This window comes from Peribacillus loiseleuriae (assembly GCF_001183985.1).
Taxonomy (GTDB): Bacteria; Bacillota; Bacilli; order Bacillales; family DSM-1321; genus Peribacillus; species Peribacillus loiseleuriae.
In genome coordinates this window covers 3,182,204-3,204,524 of sequence record NZ_LFZW01000001.1, presented here as the reverse complement: position 1 = coordinate 3,204,524, position 22,321 = coordinate 3,182,204, and the positions used below count along the sequence as shown (strand labels likewise).

21 protein-coding genes and 1 riboswitch are annotated in these 22,321 nt (G+C 37.3%); of the genes, 18 read left to right on the top strand and 3 right to left on the bottom strand.

All coding sequences use genetic code 11. The annotated features are described in order from the left end of the window. Positions 1-11 precede the first annotated feature (11 nt). The 6 genes from ccsB to AC625_RS26860 all read left to right on the top strand — a co-directional run bounded on the left by ccsB (position 12) and on the right by AC625_RS26860 (position 6,822). Positions 12-1,190: a c-type cytochrome biogenesis protein CcsB gene (gene ccsB / locus AC625_RS14925; RefSeq protein ID WP_049681990.1), complete on the top strand. Its 1,179-nt coding sequence runs from the start codon at positions 12-14 to the stop codon at positions 1,188-1,190. 558 nt (positions 1,191-1,748) lie between these two features. Next, a complete protein-coding gene (locus AC625_RS14920) occupies positions 1,749-2,465 on the top strand; it encodes a response regulator transcription factor (RefSeq protein ID WP_049681989.1) in 717 nt (238 codons plus the stop codon). Next, positions 2,462-4,237, top strand: a complete 1,776-nt coding sequence (locus AC625_RS14915) for an ATP-binding protein (RefSeq protein ID WP_049681988.1) — start codon at positions 2,462-2,464, stop codon at positions 4,235-4,237. The genes AC625_RS14920 and AC625_RS14915 overlap by 4 nt, the downstream gene beginning before the upstream one ends. A gap of 363 nt (positions 4,238-4,600) precedes the next feature. Then, positions 4,601-5,170 carry an RNA polymerase sigma factor SigX gene (sigX, locus tag AC625_RS14910; protein WP_281177245.1) on the top strand — a complete coding sequence of 190 codons (570 nt, stop codon included), beginning with the start codon at positions 4,601-4,603 and terminating at the stop codon, positions 5,168-5,170. After that, complete coding sequence (locus AC625_RS14905) at positions 5,148-6,329, top strand: hypothetical protein (RefSeq protein ID WP_049681986.1); 1,182 nt, start codon at positions 5,148-5,150, stop codon at positions 6,327-6,329. Before sigX ends, AC625_RS14905 begins: the two co-directional genes overlap by 23 nt. 334 nt (positions 6,330-6,663) lie before the next feature. After that, positions 6,664-6,822 carry a hypothetical protein gene (locus tag AC625_RS26860; RefSeq protein WP_156187552.1) on the top strand — a complete coding sequence of 53 codons (159 nt, stop codon included), beginning with the start codon at positions 6,664-6,666 and terminating at the stop codon, positions 6,820-6,822. A 201-nt stretch (positions 6,823-7,023) separates the two neighbouring features. On the opposite strand, the gene serA is transcribed toward AC625_RS26860, so the two are convergent. After that, the gene (gene serA, locus AC625_RS14900) at positions 7,024-8,598 is read right to left on the bottom strand and encodes a phosphoglycerate dehydrogenase (RefSeq protein WP_049683763.1); all 1,575 of its coding nucleotides are present in this window, start codon (positions 8,596-8,598) and stop codon (positions 7,024-7,026) included. Between the two features lie 673 nt (positions 8,599-9,271). Beyond that, positions 9,272-9,402: riboswitch (FMN riboswitch) on the top strand. 170 nt (positions 9,403-9,572) lie between these two features. On the opposite strand from serA, the gene AC625_RS14895 reads away from it, so the two are divergent. Beyond that, complete coding sequence (locus AC625_RS14895; protein WP_049683762.1) at positions 9,573-10,154, top strand: ECF transporter S component; 582 nt, start codon at positions 9,573-9,575, stop codon at positions 10,152-10,154. 162 nt (positions 10,155-10,316) lie between these two features. Here AC625_RS14895 and AC625_RS14890 read toward each other — a convergent pair whose 3' ends face one another. After that, entirely contained in the window at positions 10,317-10,565 is a 249-nt protein-coding gene (locus tag AC625_RS14890) for a ferredoxin (protein ID WP_028391585.1), read from the bottom strand. Positions 10,566-10,850: 285 nt separating this feature from the next. On the opposite strand from AC625_RS14890, the gene AC625_RS14885 reads away from it, so the two are divergent. The 10 genes from AC625_RS14885 to AC625_RS28625 all read left to right on the top strand — a co-directional run bounded on the left by AC625_RS14885 (position 10,851) and on the right by AC625_RS28625 (position 20,481). After that, positions 10,851-11,930 (top strand): YpbB family protein, encoded by a 1,080-nt coding sequence (locus tag AC625_RS14885; RefSeq protein ID WP_049681985.1) that lies wholly within the window; start codon positions 10,851-10,853, stop codon positions 11,928-11,930. After that, positions 11,927-13,453, top strand: coding sequence for a RecQ family ATP-dependent DNA helicase (locus AC625_RS14880; RefSeq protein WP_049681984.1), 1,527 nt, complete (start codon positions 11,927-11,929; stop codon positions 13,451-13,453). Before AC625_RS14885 ends, AC625_RS14880 begins: the two co-directional genes overlap by 4 nt. Continuing rightward, positions 13,434-14,033, top strand: a complete 600-nt coding sequence (locus tag AC625_RS14875; protein WP_049681983.1) for a CPBP family intramembrane glutamic endopeptidase — start codon at positions 13,434-13,436, stop codon at positions 14,031-14,033. The genes AC625_RS14880 and AC625_RS14875 overlap by 20 nt, the downstream gene beginning before the upstream one ends. Next, on the top strand, positions 14,033-14,650 hold the full coding sequence (locus tag AC625_RS14870) for a LysM peptidoglycan-binding domain-containing protein (RefSeq protein WP_049681982.1): 618 nt from the start codon (positions 14,033-14,035) through the stop codon (positions 14,648-14,650). The genes AC625_RS14875 and AC625_RS14870 overlap by 1 nt, the downstream gene beginning before the upstream one ends. Before the next feature lie 69 nt (positions 14,651-14,719). Continuing rightward, on the top strand, positions 14,720-15,178 hold the full coding sequence (locus AC625_RS14865) for a YpbF family protein (protein WP_049681981.1): 459 nt from the start codon (positions 14,720-14,722) through the stop codon (positions 15,176-15,178). A gap of 131 nt (positions 15,179-15,309) precedes the next feature. Continuing rightward, positions 15,310-16,116: a metallophosphoesterase gene (locus AC625_RS14860; RefSeq protein WP_049681980.1), complete on the top strand. Its 807-nt coding sequence runs from the start codon at positions 15,310-15,312 to the stop codon at positions 16,114-16,116. Positions 16,117-16,391: 275 nt separating this feature from the next. Beyond that, positions 16,392-16,967, top strand: a complete 576-nt coding sequence (locus AC625_RS14855) for an adaptor protein MecA (RefSeq protein ID WP_049681979.1) — start codon at positions 16,392-16,394, stop codon at positions 16,965-16,967. Between the two features lie 433 nt (positions 16,968-17,400). Next, positions 17,401-18,678 (top strand): Glu/Leu/Phe/Val family dehydrogenase, encoded by a 1,278-nt coding sequence (locus tag AC625_RS14850; RefSeq protein ID WP_049681978.1) that lies wholly within the window; start codon positions 17,401-17,403, stop codon positions 18,676-18,678. A 189-nt stretch (positions 18,679-18,867) separates the two neighbouring features. Next, positions 18,868-19,836, top strand: a complete 969-nt coding sequence (locus AC625_RS14845; protein WP_049681977.1) for a YpdA family putative bacillithiol disulfide reductase — start codon at positions 18,868-18,870, stop codon at positions 19,834-19,836. Positions 19,837-20,196: 360 nt separating this feature from the next. Next, positions 20,197-20,481 carry an HXXEE domain-containing protein gene (locus tag AC625_RS28625; RefSeq protein ID WP_082191271.1) on the top strand — a complete coding sequence of 95 codons (285 nt, stop codon included), beginning with the start codon at positions 20,197-20,199 and terminating at the stop codon, positions 20,479-20,481. Positions 20,482-20,526: 45 nt separating this feature from the next. Here AC625_RS28625 and AC625_RS14840 read toward each other — a convergent pair whose 3' ends face one another. Beyond that, positions 20,527-21,498 carry an asparaginase gene (locus AC625_RS14840; protein ID WP_082191125.1) on the bottom strand — a complete coding sequence of 324 codons (972 nt, stop codon included), beginning with the start codon at positions 21,496-21,498 and terminating at the stop codon, positions 20,527-20,529. A gap of 112 nt (positions 21,499-21,610) precedes the next feature. Between AC625_RS14840 and prsW the strand changes: the two genes are divergently transcribed. Further along, the gene (gene prsW / locus AC625_RS14835) at positions 21,611-22,276 is read left to right on the top strand and encodes a glutamic-type intramembrane protease PrsW (protein WP_049681976.1); all 666 of its coding nucleotides are present in this window, start codon (positions 21,611-21,613) and stop codon (positions 22,274-22,276) included. Positions 22,277-22,321 lie beyond the last annotated feature (45 nt).

Genomic DNA, 22,321 nt, shown 5'->3' with positions numbered 1-22,321 from the left:
GTGGGGTATACGTGGTAGAACTAAGTGGGAACTTGTTATATGCTTCTTTTATCCTTTATTTAATTGGTACATTTTTCTTTGGTGGTGCAATTAGGGATAAAAAAGGAGCATTGGAGAAAAAACAAAATAAATGGGCCGTAATTGCCATTGGATTAACAATATTGGGATTTGTTGCGCAGCTCGGCTATTTTATTACAAGATGGGTTGCAAGCGGGCATGCACCTGTAAGTAATCTATTTGAATTCACAACTTTTTTTGGAATGATGCTTGTTGCTGCATTTATTCTGATTTATTTTATCTATAAAACACCTGCACTAGGATTATTTGCTTTACCAATTGCCCTTCTTATTATTGCTTATGCAAGTATGTTCCCGCGGGAAATATCACCGCTCATTCCGGCGCTTCAGAGCGATTGGCTGCATATTCATGTAACGACGGCAGCTACAGGACAAGCCGTACTATCGATTAGTTTTGTTGCGGCTATTTTATATCTTGTAAAGTCTGTTGATCAGACGCGCCGGAGCAAGAAAACAGCTTGGCTCGAAGTGATTATGTTCGCCATGGTAGCAACTATTGGTTTTGTCATCATCACATCGACTTTTTCGGCAATCGATTATAAAGCAAATTTTAAATGGGTGAACAAATATGATGAAGAAGCCGTATTTGAATATCATTTGCCTGCATTGATTGGTCCACATGAAGGGGAATTAATGACAGAAGGAAAAATGGAACCGTTTGTAAAAATGCCGGCAATTATCGATGCAAATAAAGCAAATACAGTTGTATGGTCGCTTTTTTCCGGATTAATCTTATACGTGTTAATTCGCTTACTTTTCCGTAAAAGGGTGGCGGCCATTTTCAAGCCACTAGTTAAGAATGTGAACTTAGATTTAGTCGATGAAATCAGCTATCGATCCATTTTAATTGGGTTCCCAATCTTTACTCTCGGTGCCTTAATATTCGCGATGATTTGGGCACAAATTGCTTGGACACGTTTCTGGGGATGGGATCCTAAAGAAGTATGGGCACTAATTACCTGGCTGTTTTATGCTGCGTTTCTTCATCTTCGTCTTTCGAAGGGGTGGCAAGGTGAAAAATCAGCATGGCTTGCGGTAGTCGGCTTTGCTATCATTATGTTCAATCTAATCGTCGTGAACTTGATTTTAGCTGGACTCCATTCATACGCATAACTAAATCAAGAGGCGCTCTCCATTCAACAGAAAAGGATCGCCTCTTTTCTATGTGATAGACTAGTTTTCTCGCAAAAGGCTCTTTATCATTTCAGGCGATTCAACTCCCACTTCAATTTTGTGCAAGGCGACGCCCAAAAATAAGTGGGAGATGAATCGCCCTTTTGCATAGAGGAACGCTTGTTTGTGCGATGTAATATTCCTGTACAAGTTGTTCTTCGAAGACTTAAGATATGAGGTTGTGACAGGAAAAACGTCTGTCATGTAAAATCTTCAACGTTCTTTCGCTACCACACGTACCGAAGTTGCTAATCTTAGCTAAAGTAGGGCATGTGGCGAGTCAACGTGCGAGATATTAAGCTATCACTGTAAGGACTACGGGGTAGTTCAAGGGAAATAATATCTACATGAGTGCTTGTAGTAGATTGAGACATAAAAGCCTGTATAAGTGAAAGATTTGTGACAAACTAAGCCATTCAATCCGTACAAAAACAGAAAGAGAATAGAAATATCGGCTTTCATTTTGTAAAATAGAGGTAAGAAGGGGTGCATATATACATGGGAAATCCTATTAAAGTTTTAGTTGTAGATGATGAAGAGAGAATTCGTCGCTTATTACGAATGTATCTTGAAAGGGAGGACTATGAAATTGATGAGGCGGAAAATGGTAATATAGCGCTCATGAAGGCAATCGCAATCGATTATGATGTCATTCTTCTAGATATTATGATGCCTGGTAAAGATGGAATCGAAATGTGCCAGGAATTAAGAGAGAAAAAGGCGACACCTATTATTATGCTGACGGCAAAAGGAGAAGAGGTTAACCGCGTACAGGGCTTTGAAGTTGGCACGGATGACTATATTGTGAAGCCATTTAGCCCTAGGGAAGTTGTTCTACGGGTAAAAGCATTGCTGCGTCGTTCCTCGAGAATTACCTCTGTTCAAGCCGATACAACTACGAGGGATATTATTGTGTTTCCTCATTTAACGATCGATCATGATGCACATCGGGTAACGGCTGTCGGAGAAGAAGTATCCTTGACGCCAAAGGAATATGAATTATTATATTTCTTAGCTAAGTCTCCTGACAAAGTGTTTGATCGTGAGCAATTACTAAAAGAAGTATGGCATTATGAATTTTTTGGAGACCTTCGAACTGTAGACACCCATGTAAAACGACTGCGTGAAAAACTGAATCGCATTTCAGAAGATGCTGCTAAGATGATAACAACCGTATGGGGTGTTGGGTATAAGTTTGAAGTTATACAAGAATGAGGCTGTGGAGAAGTGTAGTTGGGAAACTATGGGCGACCATTTTATTATTGGTATCCCTCGTTTTGATTATTTTAACGATTTTACTCGTTGAGTTTTTTGGGAATTTTCAAATTGATGAAGTGGAAAATAATTTAATGAAGACCGCAAAACGAATTGTTGAAATAACCAATACCCATGCTGATACAGATGAAGTGTTACAGATTGCCTCGGAAATGATTGGAATAGAAACTAAAATGCTCGTTTTGAATGATGACAACATTATTTTCAGCTCAGAAGCAATGGAGGAATATGGTGTTAATCCAGAATTTCTTAAAAATGACCCTAATCTAATCAAGGTATTCACAAAAAGAGAAATGGTGAAAAAGGAACTGCTGCTCCCGCTAAAGGTTGGTAATCAGGAGATATCGGCAATTGTTGTTGGAGTTCCGCTTGATTTAAATGGTCAACAAGATGAAGTCTTTCTCTTTCAATCATTAGAAATAATGGAAGAAGCTATTACATCCACTACAAAATTCATATTGCTGGCAGCTGGCGTCGCAATTATCCTCACAACCATCTTTGCGTTCTTTTTATCAACGAGGATCAATGCCCCATTAACGAAAATGCGGGAAGTGGCGTTTGAAGTGGCAAAAGGCAAATTTGATACGAAAGTTCCAATTTTAACCGGTGATGAGATTGGCGAATTGGCCATTGCATTTAACCAAATGGGTAAACAGCTGAAGTTTAACATTAGTGCCTTAAACCAAGAAAAAGAGCATCTAGCAAGCATTTTAAGAAGTATGGCAGATGGCGTCATTACGTTTAATCGAGATGGAACCATTTTGCAAACAAACCCGCCTGCGGAGCGTTTTTTGCATAGCTGGACTTTCGAAAAACTTGAGAATAATGGAATGGTTCCGTCTGTACTTATGAATTTATTCGATCGCTCGGAGCTACTTGACAAAGAACAAGTTGGTGAAATTTCTCTACAAGGTCACGATTGGGTGTTGATCGTCAGTCCTTTATATGGAAGCGAGAGTATCCGGGGAGCTGTGGCAATTATCCGTGATATGACGGACGAAAGGAAAATGGATAAACTCCGCACTGACTTTATTGCAAACGTCTCCCACGAATTGCGAACACCGATTAGTATGCTCCAAGGGTATAGTGAAGCAATCATTGATGATATTGCCGAAAGTGAAGAGGACAAAAAGGAAATGGCAAAGGTAATTTATGATGAATCGCTCAGAATGGGACGACTCGTTAATGATTTGCTTGATTTAGCCAGATTAGAATCGGAAAATATGCAACTTTGTTATGACTGGGTTCAAATGGAAGATTATTTAGAAAGAATCGTCTATAAATTTTCCGGGCTTGCTAAGGAAAAAGAAATTATTCTGATAACAACCTTGAGGAATCCAGATCCTGAATGGACATTCGATCCAGACCGAATTGAACAAGTATTAACGAATTTAATTGATAATGCCATTCGTCATACACCAATTGGTGGAAGAGTTGAAATCATACAACGGATAGATGAGCAACATGGGTTGATGATAGAAGTGAAGGATTCAGGTTCTGGGATTCCCAAAGAGGATTTAGCCTTTGTGTTCGAACGCTTTTATAAAGCAGACAAGGCAAGAACTAGAGGGGGTTCAGGTACAGGTCTGGGGCTTTCTATTGCTAAAAATATTATCAATGCACATGAAGGGAAAATATCAGTGAACAGCTTACATGGAGTTGGAACCACTTTTACCTTTAGTTTGCCTCGAAAAATGAAAGAAAATGAATAAAACACAAAAAGCTTGCCGGAAAATCTCGTTTCATAAGAAACTTTCATCATGTTAAAACGTCTTCACCTAGTATTCAGTTAGATTGATTTCAAACAGAGAAGCCGACTTCAATTAGGTGGTGGAGCGGAGCAACATATTTGTAAATGTCCACATGAAATCCAGTTTACTTTCGATGTAATGGGTAACAGTTTTTAGTTAATGAAGCCCGCCCACTTGTATAAAAAACTAGAAAGACGATAGAGGAGACTGCTCATGCTATCCTCTATTTGTCTATGGAAACAGCAATAATCCTCATTATAATTTGATAAGGTGTTTTTGCTTCCTTACAGGTGTAACCTTTTTTATGGAAATCCGACTAATAGTATGAACGGAGGGGAGGAAATTATGGACTCCGTTTTCGATGAATTATATGACAAATATCATCAAGAACTATATCAATTTTTATTTTATATGGTGAAAAATCATGAAACGGCTGAAGATCTAGTACAAGAGGTTTATATAAGAGTACTTAAATCATATGAGCATTTTGAGGGTAAAAGCAGTCAAAAGACTTGGCTTTATTCGATAGCGAAAAATACAGCAATCGATCACTTCAGAAAACAAAAAGGATGGAAGCAACGATTATTAGACAACTTTGATTGGGATAAGCAGCCGCTTAAGGATGATCATCCTCTTCCAGAAGAAATTGCACTATTAAATGATGAGATGCAATTCATCTATCACAGTTTGAATCGATGCACAGTCAATCAGAAATCTGTGATTATTCTCCGTTTTATTCAAGGTTTATCTATTTTTGAAACAGCCGAGATATTAAATTGGAGCGAAAGTAAAGTGAAAACAACCCAGCATCGCGCCTTGAAAGCAATCAAGAAGTACATGCAGAATCATGCAGAAGAGGAGGGCCATCACAATGAAGAAATCCCAATGGAATGATGAGGAAATTGAAACCTTATTGAGAAATTTTCCGAAAATCCGGGATAAACGTGACTCTCAAGAAATTTATCAGCACATCATCAAGAAGGAAAGCCGTAAACAACGATATTGGATTCCTGTTCTGGCAACAATGGCCACTATTTTCCTGCTTGGCATCCTTGCTGCGTCCATGATAGACAATCGAAATGAATATGTAGGTTTTGAAAACAAAGCCATAGAACAGGTGAAAAGTGATTCTGATAGTGGGTATAGAGTACTGCAAAATAAAAAAATAGAGTCTACAGAAGCTCCATCAGATTCTATCGATATGAATGAAAAAGGTGAACAAGTAGACATAGCGAATCAAGAAGTGACACCTATTTCCGTTTATCACATAGATTCTGCCACCCAATCACTTGTTATCATTCCATTATTTGATAAAAGAAATGTCAATTATTTTGTACCTGTTACAAGGCTTGTAGATAAGTTTGCAAAAGGTCAGCTTGGAGAGAATACGGTACAGACACTATCAGAATTGGATGTAGCTGCACTCGGACTTACTGAACTCGATCTAGATGGAATCAAAATAACTGAAGGTGAAAATGAAAAAACGATAAATATCGATTTTCCGAAAGACAGTTCACTTCTTAAAAATGATTTGAATGTAGAAAGTCTTTTCATAACCATGTTGAAGTATCAAAATATCGACAAAATTACGTATTCTACAGAAGGTATGCCAGGTGCGGAATTTTCACATAGGGGATACCTAACTGAAGATAATATTCCTCATATTGAGAAAAAAGCGTATGTAGCTTATCAATTTGATAAAAAATCGCCACAATTTCTCGTACCTACTAATGTGAGCTATGAAAGAATCGAAGAAGCATTAGAAGTTACAAAAACCACGCAAGCTGGAGATGGTATATCTTCGTCAGTACCGAAAGAGTTTATATGGAAACAAGTATTTGACGAAGGAGAACAATTAACCGTGGTGTTAGCAGAAGAGGCAATTCTGCAAAACACTAAATCGGATATGTTAGCCTTAGAAGCTATTTTATTAACGGCTAAGGATTTTGGATTTGAAACCGTTGAAATTCAGAATTCGACAATTGAACATGTGGGTTCGTTTGATTTAAATGAGCCAATTCAGGTTCCGCTCGCACCAAATAGAATAAAGTGAGACTTCCATCAGTGTTTTTTTCATCCGCTACTTATGGTTAGTCCCGTTCAAGAGTCGCTAAATCTTCAGTTAACACTTCGATAAATCGACACTACGAATACAAAGGTTCAGTGAACACAGACTAAATACGTCGTCCCTCATGTCATCGTCTGTATAATCTACATCTGTGGACAAAACTTTACCTCTGCTTAACTCACGGTAGGTTTCACTGACTTTCACCAATTGGGAGATTACAACTTTGTAGATCCGGAATAAAAAATGAACTAAGTGGTCTACATTTCAATTATATCTCATACAAATAGAGGGTTAATGAAATCGGTGTGAGGGGATAAATATGCTAGATTATGGAAAACGTTTATTGATCGTGTTGATTTTTGGAATTTGTATCAGTTTGATGTTTATTGGTGGGAAAGGTAAACATGAAGTAGACGAAGGATTCTTTACTAGGAATCTTAACGAAAATGTGAAGGACAAATATGGATACTTCATGTGAATTTTGTGTTTCTGACTATGAGTAACTACACGATATGATTCATGAATTGGCAAAAGAAGAAATCCCAAAATGGTCAGACCTCACACTCTATACACCGTTTAATCTGTCATGTATCTGTCATATAAACGATATAAAGGTGGGTTTTGACCATTTGGTTATGGGACAGCCTCTTTGTTTATTCGTCGATATTTAGTTACTTCACTATAACGTGATTCGATATAAGAATGTAATATCCTCGAGTTGTTTTAGTTTCTCTAGCATGTCATCACTTAAAGGATTATCAAAAGAGAGAACCATGATGGCTTCTCCACCAGCTTGTTTACGACCGACTTGCATGGTCGCGATGTTCTCACCATGGTCACCGAGAATTTTACCAACCCGCCCAATGACCCCTGGGCGATCCATATGCTGTACATACAGCAGATTTCCTTCAGGGTGGAAATCGATTGTGAAATCATTTAAACGAACGATGCGTGAACCATAGTTCTCCACATAAGTTCCACTAATATCAAGTTGTTTGTTATCTCCCTTGGCTGTAACAGTAATTAAGTTACTGTACCCAAACGTATCGTGGGAAGTCTTTTCGCCTATTGTCAGTCCACGTTCTTTAGCAATCAAAAGAGCATTGACCTCATTAACGGGGACATCTAATCTGGGCTTGAAGAACCCAGATAACAAGCTTTTTGTCAAAATACTTGTATCAAAATCCAATGCCTCACCTGCATAATTCACTGAGATTTCATGAATTCCCTCAGGCATACTTTGACTGATAATAGATCCCATCTGTTTTACTAGTTCATAAAAAGGTTGAACCTTCGCAAAAACTTCTTTGGATATCGCCGGAAGATTGATAGAACTCGTGACAGGTTTGCCAGTAAGGAAAGATAGAACTTCCTGGGCAACTTGAGTAGCAACATTTAATTGCGCTTCTTTGGTAGATGCCCCAAGGTGAGGTGTCGCAATAACTGAATCAAGTTCGAGTAACTTATGCCCTAGTGGCGGTTCTTCTGCAAAAACATCAATAGCAGCACCAGCAACATGCCCTATGACAATTAATTCGTACAAATCATCTTCATTAATAATGCCGCCTCTAGCACAATTTAATAGATAAACACCTTTTTTACATGTTAATAAATTATCTTTATTAATAATGCCTCTTGTTTCTGGTGTAAGAGGGGTATGTACCGTGATAATATCAGCCAAGGTTAGTAGTTTTGCCAGGTCAAGCGAAGTAACTCCCATTTTCTTCGCCCGATCTGTCGTTAAGAAAGGATCATAGACGAGTACGTCCATCCCGAAAACTTTTGCACGTTTCACGATTTCACTACCGATTCTGCCCATACCGACAATTCCTAGGCTTTTCCCATAAAGTTCTGTACCTGTAAAAGAAGATCGTCTCCATTCCCCATTCTTAAGTGAAGCATGAGCTTGAGGAATATGGCGCATTAAAGAAGCCATCATGGCAAAAGTGTGCTCAGCTGTAGATATTGTATTTCCATCTGGCGCATTAACAACGACGATTCCACGTTTAGTAGCAGCGGGTACGTCGATATTATCGATCCCGACTCCAGCACGGGCAATGATTTTAAGATTTGGCATAGAAGAAATTAATTCTTCAGTTACTGTTGTTGCGCTTCTAACGAGGATTGCATCAATTTCATGAAGTACATTTTTTGCTTCTTCTACAGTTTTTTCAATTAGATTCACCAATGGCGCTTCTAATAATGGTCCTAGTCCCTCTGGTTTAATTGCGTCTGCTACTAAGATCTGAAACAACATAAAACACCACCCATGAAATAATTTTCTTAAATTTCAGTTAATTTTACAGGATGGATATACAAGTGTCAATTTGAGAAAAATGATGAGAGTGTGCAATATTTTTTGCTTTTTCTCAAATACCCCGAGTATGAACATATTTAGATCCAATAATAAAATAGCAACGAATTTTTATTACAATTTTTCAGGGTCTTCACCAAAACATGTACTTGACGAAACTAACTTACGTTCTGTTCATCCTAGCACCTTAGTAAATCCCTTTGTTTATAACAAGTTGGATTGAATGTACAAAGTTGTTTTTTATGTCAAGAACAGACTTTGGTGTTGAGCCATTTTTCAATATGGAATTTTTGTATCGCTCGTTTTTTAGAGAATCAGAGAAAAATAATAATGTCCCTATTTAGAAAATGTCCCAAGTTAAAAACGAAGAGGATTTAATTACTTAACATTCATTCGGTCATGATGCAAATTTAAATCCTTGCTTTTTATTCCATTCGATGTTAAATTAAAACCAATCAAGGCAGTATGAATATTTGAGAATGTATGTGAAATAGATTAGTAGCCGCTCGTTATCAATCTTAAGATAGGTAACAGAGGATAATCTGGTCGCATAAACTACTACTTGTATCGTCCTGCTTGGAACACGTTTTGGAAACGGAAAAAAATCGAATAGGTCTATCTTCGGGGCGGGGTGTAATTCCCCACCGGCGGTGATGAAGGGACACCTTCAAAGCCCGCGAGCCTTCGGGTTGATTTGGTGAGAATCCAAAGCCGACAGTATAGTCTGGATGGGAGAAGATGGAGGTCTCTTGAGAAATGTTCAAATTTACTTGAATTGAACGTTTATTTGACGATACCTTTAAAGCTCCCTTTAGTTCTATGAATTAAAGGGTATTTGAATGGGCGCAAATAATTTCGATGGAACCAATCCTCTTTTTCGTGGGGTAGATCACAAAAAAGAAGGAGAGAGATCTATGAAGGTGTACAATGTAAAGAAGCTGGTCATTTTGGCAATGCTGGGGAGTATTTCTTATGTGTTAATGGTATTGAATTTTCCATTTCCTGGTTTACCGCCGTTTTTAAAGATTGATTTCAGTGATATTCCCGCGATAATAGCTGCGCTGATTTTCGGCCCTGTCGCAGGGATTATAGTTGAATTGCTGAAAAATATATTGGATTTTGTCATGATTGGAAGTCCGACGGGTGTTCCTGTAGGGCATATTGCTAACTTTGTAGCTGGAATACTATTCGTTCTGCCAACTTATTATATCTTTAAGAAGTTAAATTCAAAACACGGAATGACAATTGCTTTAGTTATGGGTACTATTATCATGTCCTTGTTAATGAGCGTGCTAAATTATTATGTGGTTCTTCCAGCGTATACGTTATTTATGAACTGGGATGCGATGTCATCTCAGGAAACAAGACAATTTGTTACAACTGCAATTCTTCCATTCAACATTTTGAAGGGTGGATTGATTACAATCGTATTTACGCTGCTTTATATTAGAATGAAAACATGGATTCATAAACAAGCATTATCTCATAATGGTTGAAGCGAATAGGTGAAAAGAGGATGTCATAACAGGGCCTGACCTATTGCGGCAGCCTCTTTTTCATTAACAACATTGATTAATAATTACTTTGAAAAACTCCACCTTACATATACAAGGTGGAGTTTTTCAAAATAGTATAGAGTTGTTTGCTCTTATTTGTACTTACTCAAATTTAGTAGCATCTCCATCAAATGGTTCATCTGCAATTTTGATGGAATCTGTTGGACAGCCTTCGAAAGCGTCCATCATATCATCTAAAAGAACATCAGGAACTTCAACAGTTCCTTCATTATCATCTAGTATTACGAAAGCAATGCCTTCATCATCATAATCATAAATGTCAGGCGCTGCAGCTCCACAAGCACCACAAGCGATGCATGTATCCTTGTCAACGATTGTATATTTAGCCATTACAAAACTCCTCTCGGTAAATCCGCACTTTTCTACTTCTAAATTGGTTCATGCCCTTCATACTTCCTTATTGTAAAACTGAATGTAGAAATTTTCAATATAAATGTAATGAAAACACTTTTTATATCAGGTTTTGTCAAACGATATTAATAGGATATTGTGACAAAATTATTATTGATATTCAAAAAAATGACCAATTTTTTATAAATCAATCAGGTTTCATAACCAATAGGCTTCAATGTTTTGGTACAATGATAAGAGGTAAAGATTATAACAAGGTTGTGAATGTATAAAATGCAAAATTACTTTGAAATGATCGTCCTATATTGTATTCGTATTTTTAACGGTGAACGCTCTGTTTACGCTATTTTGCATATGCTAAAGGGGAAAAAGTCATCTCAAACGATTCAAGATGTTCATCTGTTTGGACTAACGAACCTGTTAGGTACATTACCTGATATAACGAGAAGACAGCTTGAAATAACTGTAGATAAACTGCTTCAATCAGGGCTACTTATTGTATTACCTCAAAATGGCTATTATCTGATAACCTCAATCGGTCAAGAACTACTACAACAGCATGTGAAAAAGTACCCATTCCCAGAAACTTTGAATGGATTCAGATTTCAAAATCGTACCCAACCGTATTGGAGTAGATTAAGCCTCTTGATTCAAACTATATCACATATTATTCACAAGCAAAATCGTTTCTATCCGATTCAACGGAATTTCCAAACACAAACATGGGTAAAACGGTATTTAGCCCAAAATCGGCAAAATAGAGTGGAAATTGGCCGTCATTTATTTGACGAATTATCTACTCTTTTAGAAAAGAGACCTGAAAAGGAACGAGCCATTTTTGTAAAAAGATTAACAGGTATTCATCGCATAGGAAGTACTTATTCGCAAATTAGCAAAGAATTACATGAAGACGAATGGTATGTGCGGTACTTATTTCTCGGAACGATTCATTTTATGTTACAGGAATTTGATGATTCATCTGTGCAGTATCCTTATTTATATAGCATTATTAAAGATATTCAAGGCAATTCTCACACTCAGTTAACTAACTCGACGCAAATGACTTTAAAGTATTTACAGACAGGCAAATCGTTAGAAGAGATTGCCTTTATTCGAAGATTGAAGCGAAGTACAATTGAAGATCATATTGTGGAGCTCGCTTACTCTGATCCACTGTTTAATATTTCGCGCTTTATGTCTCAAAAAATTGAAGAAGTAATAAGAATAGCTTCTAAAACGAGCCGAACGAAACAATTACGTGCTATTAAAGAAATCGTGGCCAATGATGAAATCAGCTTTTTTCAAATCCGCCTTGTCCTGGCAAAAGCAGGTGATGATCAGTGAACGTAGAAGAAATTTTAGTCAAACAGTTTGGGTATAGCACGTTTCGTCCCGGTCAAAAAGAGGTTATCGATTCTCTACTTGAGGGCAATCATACATTGGCAATGTTACCAACTGGTTCTGGGAAATCATTATGCTATCAGCTCCCATCCTATGTATTAAATAAAGTAGTTATAATTGTTTCGCCTTTACTTTCACTTATGCAGGACCAAGCAGAGCAGCTTAAAATGCGAGGCGAAAAAAGCGTAATTACACTGAATTCATTTTTGACCTCGGTTCAAAAAAGGGAAGCGATTGAGCGTTTAGACTCGTATCGCTTTATTTACTTATCGCCCGAAATGCTTGCCATTCCTCGTATTATCGAACGGTTGCAAAAGCTTGAAATTGGATTGTTCGTCATTGATGAAGCGCATTGTATTTCACAATGGGGGTATGATTTCAGAACGGATTACTTGAACTTAGGAAATATAAGGAGTAAATTGAATAATCCGCTTACGTTGGCATTGACGGCAACTGCTACAAAAACGGTTCAAGCAGATATTAAAGAAAAGCTGAAACTTGAACATCCAAATGAAGTCATTACTTCCGTAGACCGCAGTAATATTGCTTATATTGTCGAGGAGCACTCTTCGTATGATGAAAAACTTGCAAGGCTCAAGGAATTGGTGAATAGCTTCGATGGCTCAGGGATTATTTACTTTTCAAGTAAGAAAGCGGCAGAATCAGTTACGAGATTTTTACAAGAAAATGGTGTTAAGGATATTGATTATTATCACGGGGGTATGGAACAGGAGCAAAGGATGCTGATTCAACAGCAGTTTCTCCATGGACAATTACGTATCATTTGTGCGACGTCTGCATTTGGTATGGGTGTGAATAAAAATAATGTAAGAGTCGTTATTCATTTTCATTTGCCAGGAGGGATGGAAGCTTATTTACAGGAAATAGGCAGAGCAGGCCGTGACGGAAAGCAAAGTGCAGCCATCCTATTGTATTGTGACGGTGATGAAGGGTTACCACTCCATCTAGCAGAGCAGCAGTTGCCTACGTTTTATCAAATTGAAGAGACTTTGGCATCTCTTCATATACTTGAAGCGGGGATCTGGAATATTGAACCGAAACAAGAAATAGAATTAAGAGAAATGTATGCTTTAACAGATGTGCAGTGGAGATGGATTACGCATTTTGTAAAAGAATTTGAATATGAAGATCAGTTTATGATAACTGAGAAGTTAAAGGGAATTTCTAAAGCGAGAAGGATTGAAAATCAAAATAAACTTGAGCGTTTCTTTCGTTGGGTTTCTGTTTCTTGCTGCAGACGGGTAAATATTCTGTCTTACTTTGATGTGGCGCTGACAGAAAAAAATCAAACATGCTGTGACCGTTGTGGAGTGGTGACGGATGAGCTTTTAGCATCCTTACCACATGATGATCTAGAGGTTAAAGAGTTGAAAAAAACATGGAGGCAGGAATTGGCTGCCATTTTGATAGGAGAAGCAAAAACTAATGAAGAACAAACAAGCTGAGCTCATTGCGCGGCTTTCCAATCATGAGCTACATAAGCAGTTATTTTTAACACAAATTCTGCTTTTGGTCATTTCCGCCATACTTGGGATCATTCTGTTTGATTATTATTCATCCTTCATGAAGCTTTTTCGAATGGAATGGAAAATAATTTATATCGGAGTTAGTGCAGGACTCATTGTTGTTTTGCTGGATTTAGTGATGATGAAACGACTGCCAGAAGCTTATCACAATGATGGGGGAATCAATGAAAGAATCTTCACTAGTTTGTCATGCCCGATGATTGCCGTGGTCGCATTATTGGTTGCAATAAGTGAGGAACTTCTATTTAGAGGTGTATTACAAACTCATATTGGCTTAATATGGACAAGTGTTCTCTTTGCTCTTGTTCATTATCGCTACTTATTTCATCCATTTTTATTCATCAATATTATTTTATTAAGCTTTTTTATTGGTTTCATTTTTGAAATGACAGGTAATTTATATGTGACGATTAGTATGCATTTCACGATTGATTTCATTTTAGGGCTAATTATTAAACTGACAAAAGGAAAGAACCTAGATAGAAAGAGGGAAGAATGATGAATCCCGAGAATATAACAAAAGAGTATCAAAAAAATAATGTAGGAATGAACTCGAAACCTTTACCAAGCAGGAGCGAGCTTCGAGCAAAAAAGAAAAAAAAGCGCAAGAATAAGTTTCCGTTAATTAAGATATTAGCTGCTTTTTTTATTGCTATGCCGGTTGCGATTTATTTTTTATTACCGTACTTAGAAAAACAAGAGCCTATTTCATTAACTCCACAAAAGAAAATAAGTGGGTTTGAAACGGTAGAAGTTACAAAGCGCATAAACAGTGTAGAATCAAACGAAACAGTAGGTCCAGAGCAAGGAAAAACGACTGATATGAAAGCGGTCCCTGCTGTTTCTAAACTACCTAAAGGGATTGAAGAACCTGAGGGGAAATCTTCAGCATCTGTTTCAGAAATGAAAGAGAAGAAAGACAAAAAACAGGACTCCAAAGATGGATATCAAATTGTTTACCATACTGTTTCACCAAATGAAAGTTTGTTTATTATTGCAATGAACTATTATAAATCTGCTGCTGGTATCGAACGGATTAAAGAATGGAATCATATAAAGGGAGATGAAATACAGGTAGGTCAAGTTTTAAAAATCCCTGTTAAGGAAAACGAATAAGAGTTTTCAGTCATAGTTTTTGGACAAGTACATATAGTGATGGTGTAGACGCATTGGAGGGGAAAATGAATGGAGTCAGCCATCCTATTATTGGACGATAATACTGATCAGGCGACGAAACAAATGCTACAACATGTCGTAGAGCGAAAAAGAAAATATGAAACATTGAAAAAAAAGCATATCATGACGATGTGGGCAACAATTATTTCCGCAGGCTCATTGTTTGCCTACCTATATGCTGCTATAATTATTCCCTATTCTTATTCTTTTTTTACAATGTTTTCTGTGTTCGTTGATCAGTTTACACATATGTTATTTTTACTAATGACAGTGGGCCTGTACGGCTACATGGGAATCATGAAGAAAAAGGTTGATAAAGCAGAGCTTGAATACCATACGATGAGAAAAGAAATCATTCATAAAAGCAAAGAGCTGTGGAAACCTGAAATGAAATGGAAAGATCGGCATAAGGTGTTTGAAATGATGAAGAAAAATTATGATATAAATCTGTATCATGAAAGTAAATAGTGTCATAATAAACGTGCTTTTTCAGTATGACGTGTAAATTGTTTCATCGGGGGCATGACTCTTTGACTTTGAGTCAGCCTATTTTTGTTTAAAATCAATTGGTAAGTGACTAGAAAGAAGGCAGACAATAGATGATATTGAACGGAATAATTATAGGTATTGCCATAATTGTATTCCTGATTTTGTATATGTGGCGAATGGCATTTTTAAATAGAATTTTAGTACAATCCTTGAATTTCGAAGATTTTTCGGAATCGGCACATCCTTTTTCTTTATTTTTTATATCTGACATTCATAGAAGGAAGATTTCTCCTAAACTAATTGATTTTGTTCGTAATAAAGCGGACATTGTTATCATTGGCGGCGATTTAAGAGAAGGTGGCGTTCCATTGAAACGGGTGACAGAGAATATTGAAAAGCTAAAAGAAATTGGACCTGTCTACTTTGTATGGGGAAATAATGATTATGAACAAAATGAGCAAGAATTATGGACTATGCTTGAACGGCAAAACGTGACAATCCTTAACAATAAATCAGCGAGACTTAAAAATTCAGAACATCTAAAAATCACACTAATAGGTATTGAGGATATAGGTGAAAAAAAGGCGAATTATGAATTAGCTCGTAAAGATGCTGCTGAGAATGATTTCAGAATATTAATCAGTCACAACCCACTTATTTCCAACGAAGTGAAAAAGGAACATAATATTCATCTTGTTTTATCAGGCCATACTCACGGAGGACAAATCCGGTTTTTCGGAATCGGACCATATAAGCATGGAGGAATAACTAAAACGGAAAAATCGCTTTTTTTAACGAGTAATGGGTACGGAACAAGTTCGATACCGTTACGATTGGGGGCAAAACCAGAGACCCATTTGCTGACGCTTCGCAATGGAAAGAATACGGAATATAACCCAAAAGTTATTGAACTGTAGCTTGGATAAATGTCGATTTTACGGTTTCTAAATCTTTGAATTACCTTGTATTAATTGTTACATGAAAGGATAAGACTATTAGAAATTGTTAAACTAGATTTATTATAATTATCCTGTGCTTGGGATGGAAAAAGTGAAACATGCAAACCCTGAAATAATAATTATCGGAATCAGTGGTGAGAATGAAGGATCATTTAGAGGCGAAAAATGATATGCACCGTGAATAATCGTTTTCATATGATGTATGAAAAAGGTTATTCAGGGGGCATTCTTTTATGAAGCTTGAGCGATTGACGAATAACAAGATTAAAATATTTTTAACATTCGATGACTTGTTTGATCGAGGGATAACCATAGAAGATATTAAAGCTAATTCGCTTAAGGTTCACAAACTTTTTCAGGAAATGGTGGAAGAAGCATGTGAGGAAATGAACTTTAAAATGAGCGGATCGATTGCGGTTGAGATTTTTTCTTTACAGGCACAAGGGGTAATTATTGTTGTGTCTAAGGACGAGGAAGACATTTTGATAGATGAAGATGAATATCTGGATTTAGATGTTCGGATTGGTGAGCATCCTTATATACTTTATACGTTTGCAGATATTGAAGCAGTTATTCAGCTCGCACATTGTGTAAAACAAATGAATGTTTGCATAACCCTTTATAAATTTGAAAGTCAATATTATTTGCTGATTGAAAAGGTGCCGGAAGAGTTGTATGATACAATCATTTCGCTTTCTGCTGAATATGGGTATGCATCTACGTTGACTTTATACAAATTAAAGGAGTATGGAAATTGTATAATATCGGAAAACGCTCATTTAATACTTACGAAGTATTTTTCCAAATAATTATGTTTTAAAAGGTTAAGAGCAATGGCAAGAAAAACAACGTTCAATTGCTCTTTCCTGCTTTGTAAATCCAGGGCCTAACTGTTATATTATGAGGTATAAAGCAAGATGAATGATACCGCTTTCAAAAAGGTTTGTGATTATTCTTCTTTTCCCAATTTTAAAGCTTTGCAGAAGTGATACAAAGGTGTATACTTTTGAATGAAGGACATGGGGACGGGGCTTCGCGACTTACTCATATAGCTAATCCATTTAACGGGTATACTTATAAAGTATCCGATATTCCAGCTTTGCACCGCCACCATTGTGATTAAGCGAGTGTAGCGTGCTTAATGATCTATCCTTCATTGTAGCAAGTGGCGTTTTAAAGCCATTCAGGTTTTGTATGAAAGATGACTCAAAGTAATTACTGAAGATTCTAGGAGGTATACAGATGGTAGCCGAGAAAGGTACTGACCATACTAACCAAGAACAAGAATATGATGTGCTGAAGTCTACTCAGACTGTAATACATAAAGCATTGGACAAGCTTGGTTATCCTGAGGAAGTTTATGAGCTGCTTAAAGAACCATTGCGTTTGTTAACAGTGAAGATTCCAGTAAGAATGGATGATGGTTCAGTAAAAATATTCACTGGATATCGTGCACAACATAATGATGCGGTAGGACCTACTAAGGGTGGAATCCGCTTTCATCCGGATGTGACTGAAAAAGAAGTGAAGGCATTATCTATTTGGATGAGCTTAAAATGTGGAATTGTTGATTTACCATATGGAGGCGGAAAAGGCGGAATCGTTTGTGATCCTCGTAATATGTCGTTCCGTGAGCTAGAAAGATTAAGCCGTGGTTATGTGCGTGCGATTAGCCAAATTGTCGGACCAACAAAGGATATTCCTGCTCCTGATGTATTTACCAACTCGCAAATCATGGCTTGGATGATGGATGAATATAGTCGAATGGATGAATTCAACTCCCCTGGTTTCATTACGGGTAAGCCGCTTGTTTTAGGCGGTTCACACGGTCGTGATTCAGCTACGGCAAAAGGGGTTACAATTGTCATTCATGAAGCAGCTAAGAAAAGAGACATCGATGTAAAAGGTGCGCGCGTCGTTGTTCAAGGATTCGGTAACGCTGGAAGCTATCTTGCGAAGTTTATGCATGATGCAGGTGCGAAGGTCGTAGGGATTTCTGATGCTTATGGGGCCCTTTACGACCAGGATGGACTGGATATTGATTATTTACTTGATCGCCGTGACAGTTTTGGAACGGTTACAAAGTTATTTAAGAATACGATTACAAATAAAGAGTTGTTAGAGCTTGAATGTGATATTCTTGTGCCAGCAGCTATTGAAAACCAAATAACAGAAGATAATGCTCACAATATACAGGCGAAGATTGTTGTCGAGGCAGCTAATGGTCCGACAACAATGGAAGCTACACAAATCTTAACTGACCGCGGCATTCTACTTGTACCAGACGTACTTGCTTCATCCGGTGGAGTTACCGTTTCTTATTTTGAATGGGTTCAGAATAACCAAGGGTACTACTGGAGCGAAGAAGAAGTAGAAGAGAAACTAGAAAAAATCTTGATCAAAGCGTTCAATAATATTTATGACACTGCACAAACAAGACGTGTTGATATGCGATTGGCTGCCTATATGGTCGGCGTAAGAAAAATGGCAGAAGCTTCACGTTTCCGTGGTTGGATTTAAGCCTTAAGCTTAATTAATTGATGAAAGTGACAAAATCTCCTATTCTTAATGAAAAGGAGATTTTTTTTTGAAAAGTTTCTTGAAATGTAAGGGATCGTATCTAACAACAGGCACCTTGCGCCAGCAGCTCGAGATCAAAAGCTATTAAGAGGACGCCTTGTGCTTTGATAACAAGAAAGAGGGTAAAACATGATTCAAGAAGAAGTGATTATTATTGGCGGGGGACCATGTGGACTCGCTGCAGCCATTGCATTAGGAGAGGTTGGAATTCAGGCCCTCGTGATTGAAAAGGGTAATATTGTGAATTCCATTTACAACTACCCGACTCATCAAACGTTTTTTAGTACGAGTGAAAAACTTGAAATTGGCGAAGTTGCTTTTATTACAGAAAATCGAAAACCGGTCCGGAATCAGGCTCTGGCCTACTATCGTGAAGTGGTGAAAAGAAAACAATTACGAATTTCATCATTTGAAAATGTGATCAGTGTTGAGAAAAAAGAAAGTGGTTCCTTTGTCGTTATTACTTCTAAGGCAACATATTCAGCTAAAGCCGTCATTGTGGCAACTGGTTATTATGATCACCCGAATCACCTAAATGTTCCAGGTGAAAATCTTCCACATGTATTCCATTATTTTAAGGAAGGTCACCCATACTTCGATAAAGACGTAACAGTGATTGGTGGGAAAAATTCAAGTATAGATGCTGCGTTGGAACTGGTGAAGGCAGGTTCCAGGGTTACCGTTCTCTATCGCGGTATGGAATATTCTCCAAGCATTAAACCGTGGATCTTACCGGAGTTTGAATCACTAGTTAGAAATGGAACAATCGTAATGGAATTTGGGGCTCATATTGATGAAATTACAGAAAACCAAGTAATTTACCATACAGCGGAGCGTGTCGAAACCATTAAATGCGATTATGTATTTGCTATGACAGGCTATCATCCGGATTATTCCTTTTTAGAAAAAATGGGGATTCACATTGATGAAGAAAGTGGACGGCCAACATTTGACTGTGAGACAATGGAAACAAATGTACCTGGTATATACATTGCTGGAGTTATTGCTGCTGGGAATAATGCGAATGAAATCTTTATTGAAAATGGTCGTTTCCATGGTGGAATGATCGCTACAGATATCGCTTCTAAAATTCACTAATTCGCACATGTCAAACAAAATAGAGTGCTAAATCAAAATTCGATTAAGCACTCTATTTTGTTAACTCGTACATGCATGAAGACAATCTAGATTCACTATCCAAAAGCTGAGAAACCTAATGTCGGGGTAATTCAGATAGAGTATTAAGTGGTAAACTTCGCGAAATTAAATTGATTAATTTGACTATCCCCGCACCTTTATTCCATTCACGATTTGGAAGAAATTTTGACTGTAGAGACATTTCTTTTTAATCATTCCGATACAATCCCTTTAGTCTAACAACAAGGCATTTACATTTTCCTTTTTTATACTATGGAACATATCAGTAATTGGATGCTGTCAAGCGTTAAAGAATAGAATATATTTAGGAATGGAACCTATTCCATTTTTTCATTCTTAGTATCTGGTCTCTTTTTAGCAAACGGTGTAAGTCATTTATTTCAATTCATTAGTTTAAAAGACTATGTTCCAGGTATCGTTACATTTATAATTGTCATCTATCCATACTCTATTTTCACTCTCAAACACTTGCTCAAAGAGAAGTTAATCACGATGAAAAAAATTTTAGGGCATCTGTTTTTAGGTTTTATTTTACAAGTTCCTTTTGCGCTATTATCCCTTTGGTTGGCCAGATTATTGTTTTAATTCAGCTATTTTTCTTTGAAACGAGTAAGTGTCCTCTGTTAAAATTTACAGAGAAAACATTCGCTGAATTTCTAATTGTGATTCCGTGTTATGAAGGCCAATCAATAATTTGATCCGAGCTTTCTGACCATTTAGGCCATTTGAGAAAATGATGCCTATATCTTTCAAATGCTTTCCGCCTCCGTTATACCCATACACATCTTGCACGATTCCGTTAAAGCAACGGGACACAATAACTACAGGGATATTTGCCGCTAATAAGGCCTCGATTCCTTTTATTGTTTGGGGAGGCATATTTCCTTGGCCGAGGGCTTCAATTACTAATCCATCAATATTCATATCCTTTAATGCATAAAATAAGGAAGAGTCCATTCCGGCATGCGCTTTAAGCAAGGTTACTCGTTTTGATACTTTTTCCAGCGGGTATTTTTCTTGATGCTCAGGATGATGGTGGAAAAAAACCGCACGCTTTGTCACAATTCCAATAGGACCATATTGTGGACTTTGAAAGGTAGAAACGTTGCTAGTATGCGTTTTGGTAGCATTGGCGGCTGTATGAATTTCATCGTTTAAGACGATGAGGACACCTTTCCCGATAGCCTGATCACAGATTGCGACCTTAATGGATGAAATGAAATTGTATAATCCGTCAGAGCCAATTTCATTGCTCGAACGCATAGCACCTGTGACAACAATGGGGATACTTGTCTGTATCGTCAAGTCAAGAAAATAGGCTGTTTCTTCAAGCGTGTCTGTACCGTGCGTGATCACAACGCCATCGATTGGCTGTTCTAGAATTGATGCCTCTACTAGCTTCTTAATCGAAAGCATTTCTGCAGCTGTGATATGTGGCGAAGGCAAGTTAAAAGGTTCCTTAACGATTAAATTAGCCATATCGTGTATCGTCTCAGACGTTATTTTAATTGGGTTTTCATGGGCTAGCTTTACAGCTCCAGCTGAATCCTCCATCATAGAAATTGTCCCGCCTGTATGAATAATTAACACGTTTTTTTTCACAAATAGTCACCTCCGGGTTGGTTAAAAAAGCCAATTACAGAAATTAAGCTGTCATTTTCTTTTTCCTTATTCCATGATACGATTAAATAAAAGATAAGAAAAGGGGTCAGCCATGCTGGTCATTTTAACTGCAGGCATTGCACCCGGTTTAGCATTGCTGAGTTACTTTTATTTAAAAGATCAATATGACTCTGAACCGGTTTCTGCCGTGTTTAAGACGTTTTTATATGGAGTTTCACTAGTTCTTCCGATTATGTTTCTCCAATATGTGATGCAAACGGAAAATGTCTTCACATCCCAATTTGGCGAAGCGTTTCTAAAAGCTTCACTGCTGGAGGAATTCATGAAGTGGTTTTTCCTTTTGTATATTATTTATCCGTTTGCTGTATTCGATGAACCGTATGATGGAATTGTTTATGGTGTTTCTGTTTCACTAGGGTTTGCGACGATGGAGAATATATTATACTTAATTGCGAATGGAGTTGAACATGCATTAGGCAGAGCGATACTTCCTGTGTCTAGTCACGCTTTATTTGGTGTAATTATGGGGTACTATTTAGGTAAAGCCAAATTCTCCAATACACATAAAAAACTATTCTTGTTCTTATCATTAGGAATATCGGTGTTTCTTCATGGCTTGTATGACTTTATTCTCTTAACAGATCGATTCTGGATTTATTTGATCTTGCCATTTATGACTTTTCTTTGGTGGTTAGCTTTGAAAAAAGTAAAATCAGCACGACGTTTATCTGAATTTCATGATTCAACAAGTTATTAAATAATAGGCAATGCTAGAAGCCAAATATCGATTTTTTAACTCAAA

What these genes read in the sequence shown, in the direction of transcription:
- AC625_RS14855 (WP_049681979.1), top strand. Translation starts at nt 16,392, where the DNA reads ATGAAGCTTGAGCGATTGACGAATAACAAGATTAAAATATTTTTAACA.
- AC625_RS14895 (WP_049683762.1), top strand. Translation starts at nt 9,573, where the DNA reads ATGAAGGTGTACAATGTAAAGAAGCTGGTCATTTTGGCAATGCTGGGG.
- AC625_RS14865 (WP_049681981.1), top strand. Translation starts at nt 14,720, where the DNA reads ATGGAGTCAGCCATCCTATTATTGGACGATAATACTGATCAGGCGACG.
- AC625_RS14860 (WP_049681980.1), top strand. Translation starts at nt 15,310, where the DNA reads ATGATATTGAACGGAATAATTATAGGTATTGCCATAATTGTATTCCTG.
- AC625_RS26860 (WP_156187552.1), top strand. Translation starts at nt 6,664, where the DNA reads ATGCTAGATTATGGAAAACGTTTATTGATCGTGTTGATTTTTGGAATT.
- AC625_RS14850 (WP_049681978.1), top strand. Translation starts at nt 17,401, where the DNA reads ATGGTAGCCGAGAAAGGTACTGACCATACTAACCAAGAACAAGAATAT.
- AC625_RS14885 (WP_049681985.1), top strand. Translation starts at nt 10,851, where the DNA reads ATGTATAAAATGCAAAATTACTTTGAAATGATCGTCCTATATTGTATT.
- AC625_RS14915 (WP_049681988.1), top strand. Translation starts at nt 2,462, where the DNA reads ATGAGGCTGTGGAGAAGTGTAGTTGGGAAACTATGGGCGACCATTTTA.
- prsW (WP_049681976.1), top strand. Translation starts at nt 21,611, where the DNA reads ATGCTGGTCATTTTAACTGCAGGCATTGCACCCGGTTTAGCATTGCTG.
- AC625_RS14905 (WP_049681986.1), top strand. Translation starts at nt 5,148, where the DNA reads ATGAAGAAATCCCAATGGAATGATGAGGAAATTGAAACCTTATTGAGA.
- AC625_RS14890 (WP_028391585.1), bottom strand. Translation starts at nt 10,565, where the DNA reads ATGGCTAAATATACAATCGTTGACAAGGATACATGCATCGCTTGTGGT.
- AC625_RS14845 (WP_049681977.1), top strand. Translation starts at nt 18,868, where the DNA reads ATGATTCAAGAAGAAGTGATTATTATTGGCGGGGGACCATGTGGACTC.
- AC625_RS14870 (WP_049681982.1), top strand. Translation starts at nt 14,033, where the DNA reads ATGAATCCCGAGAATATAACAAAAGAGTATCAAAAAAATAATGTAGGA.
- AC625_RS14875 (WP_049681983.1), top strand. Translation starts at nt 13,434, where the DNA reads ATGAAGAACAAACAAGCTGAGCTCATTGCGCGGCTTTCCAATCATGAG.
- AC625_RS14920 (WP_049681989.1), top strand. Translation starts at nt 1,749, where the DNA reads ATGGGAAATCCTATTAAAGTTTTAGTTGTAGATGATGAAGAGAGAATT.
- sigX (WP_281177245.1), top strand. Translation starts at nt 4,601, where the DNA reads ATGAACGGAGGGGAGGAAATTATGGACTCCGTTTTCGATGAATTATAT.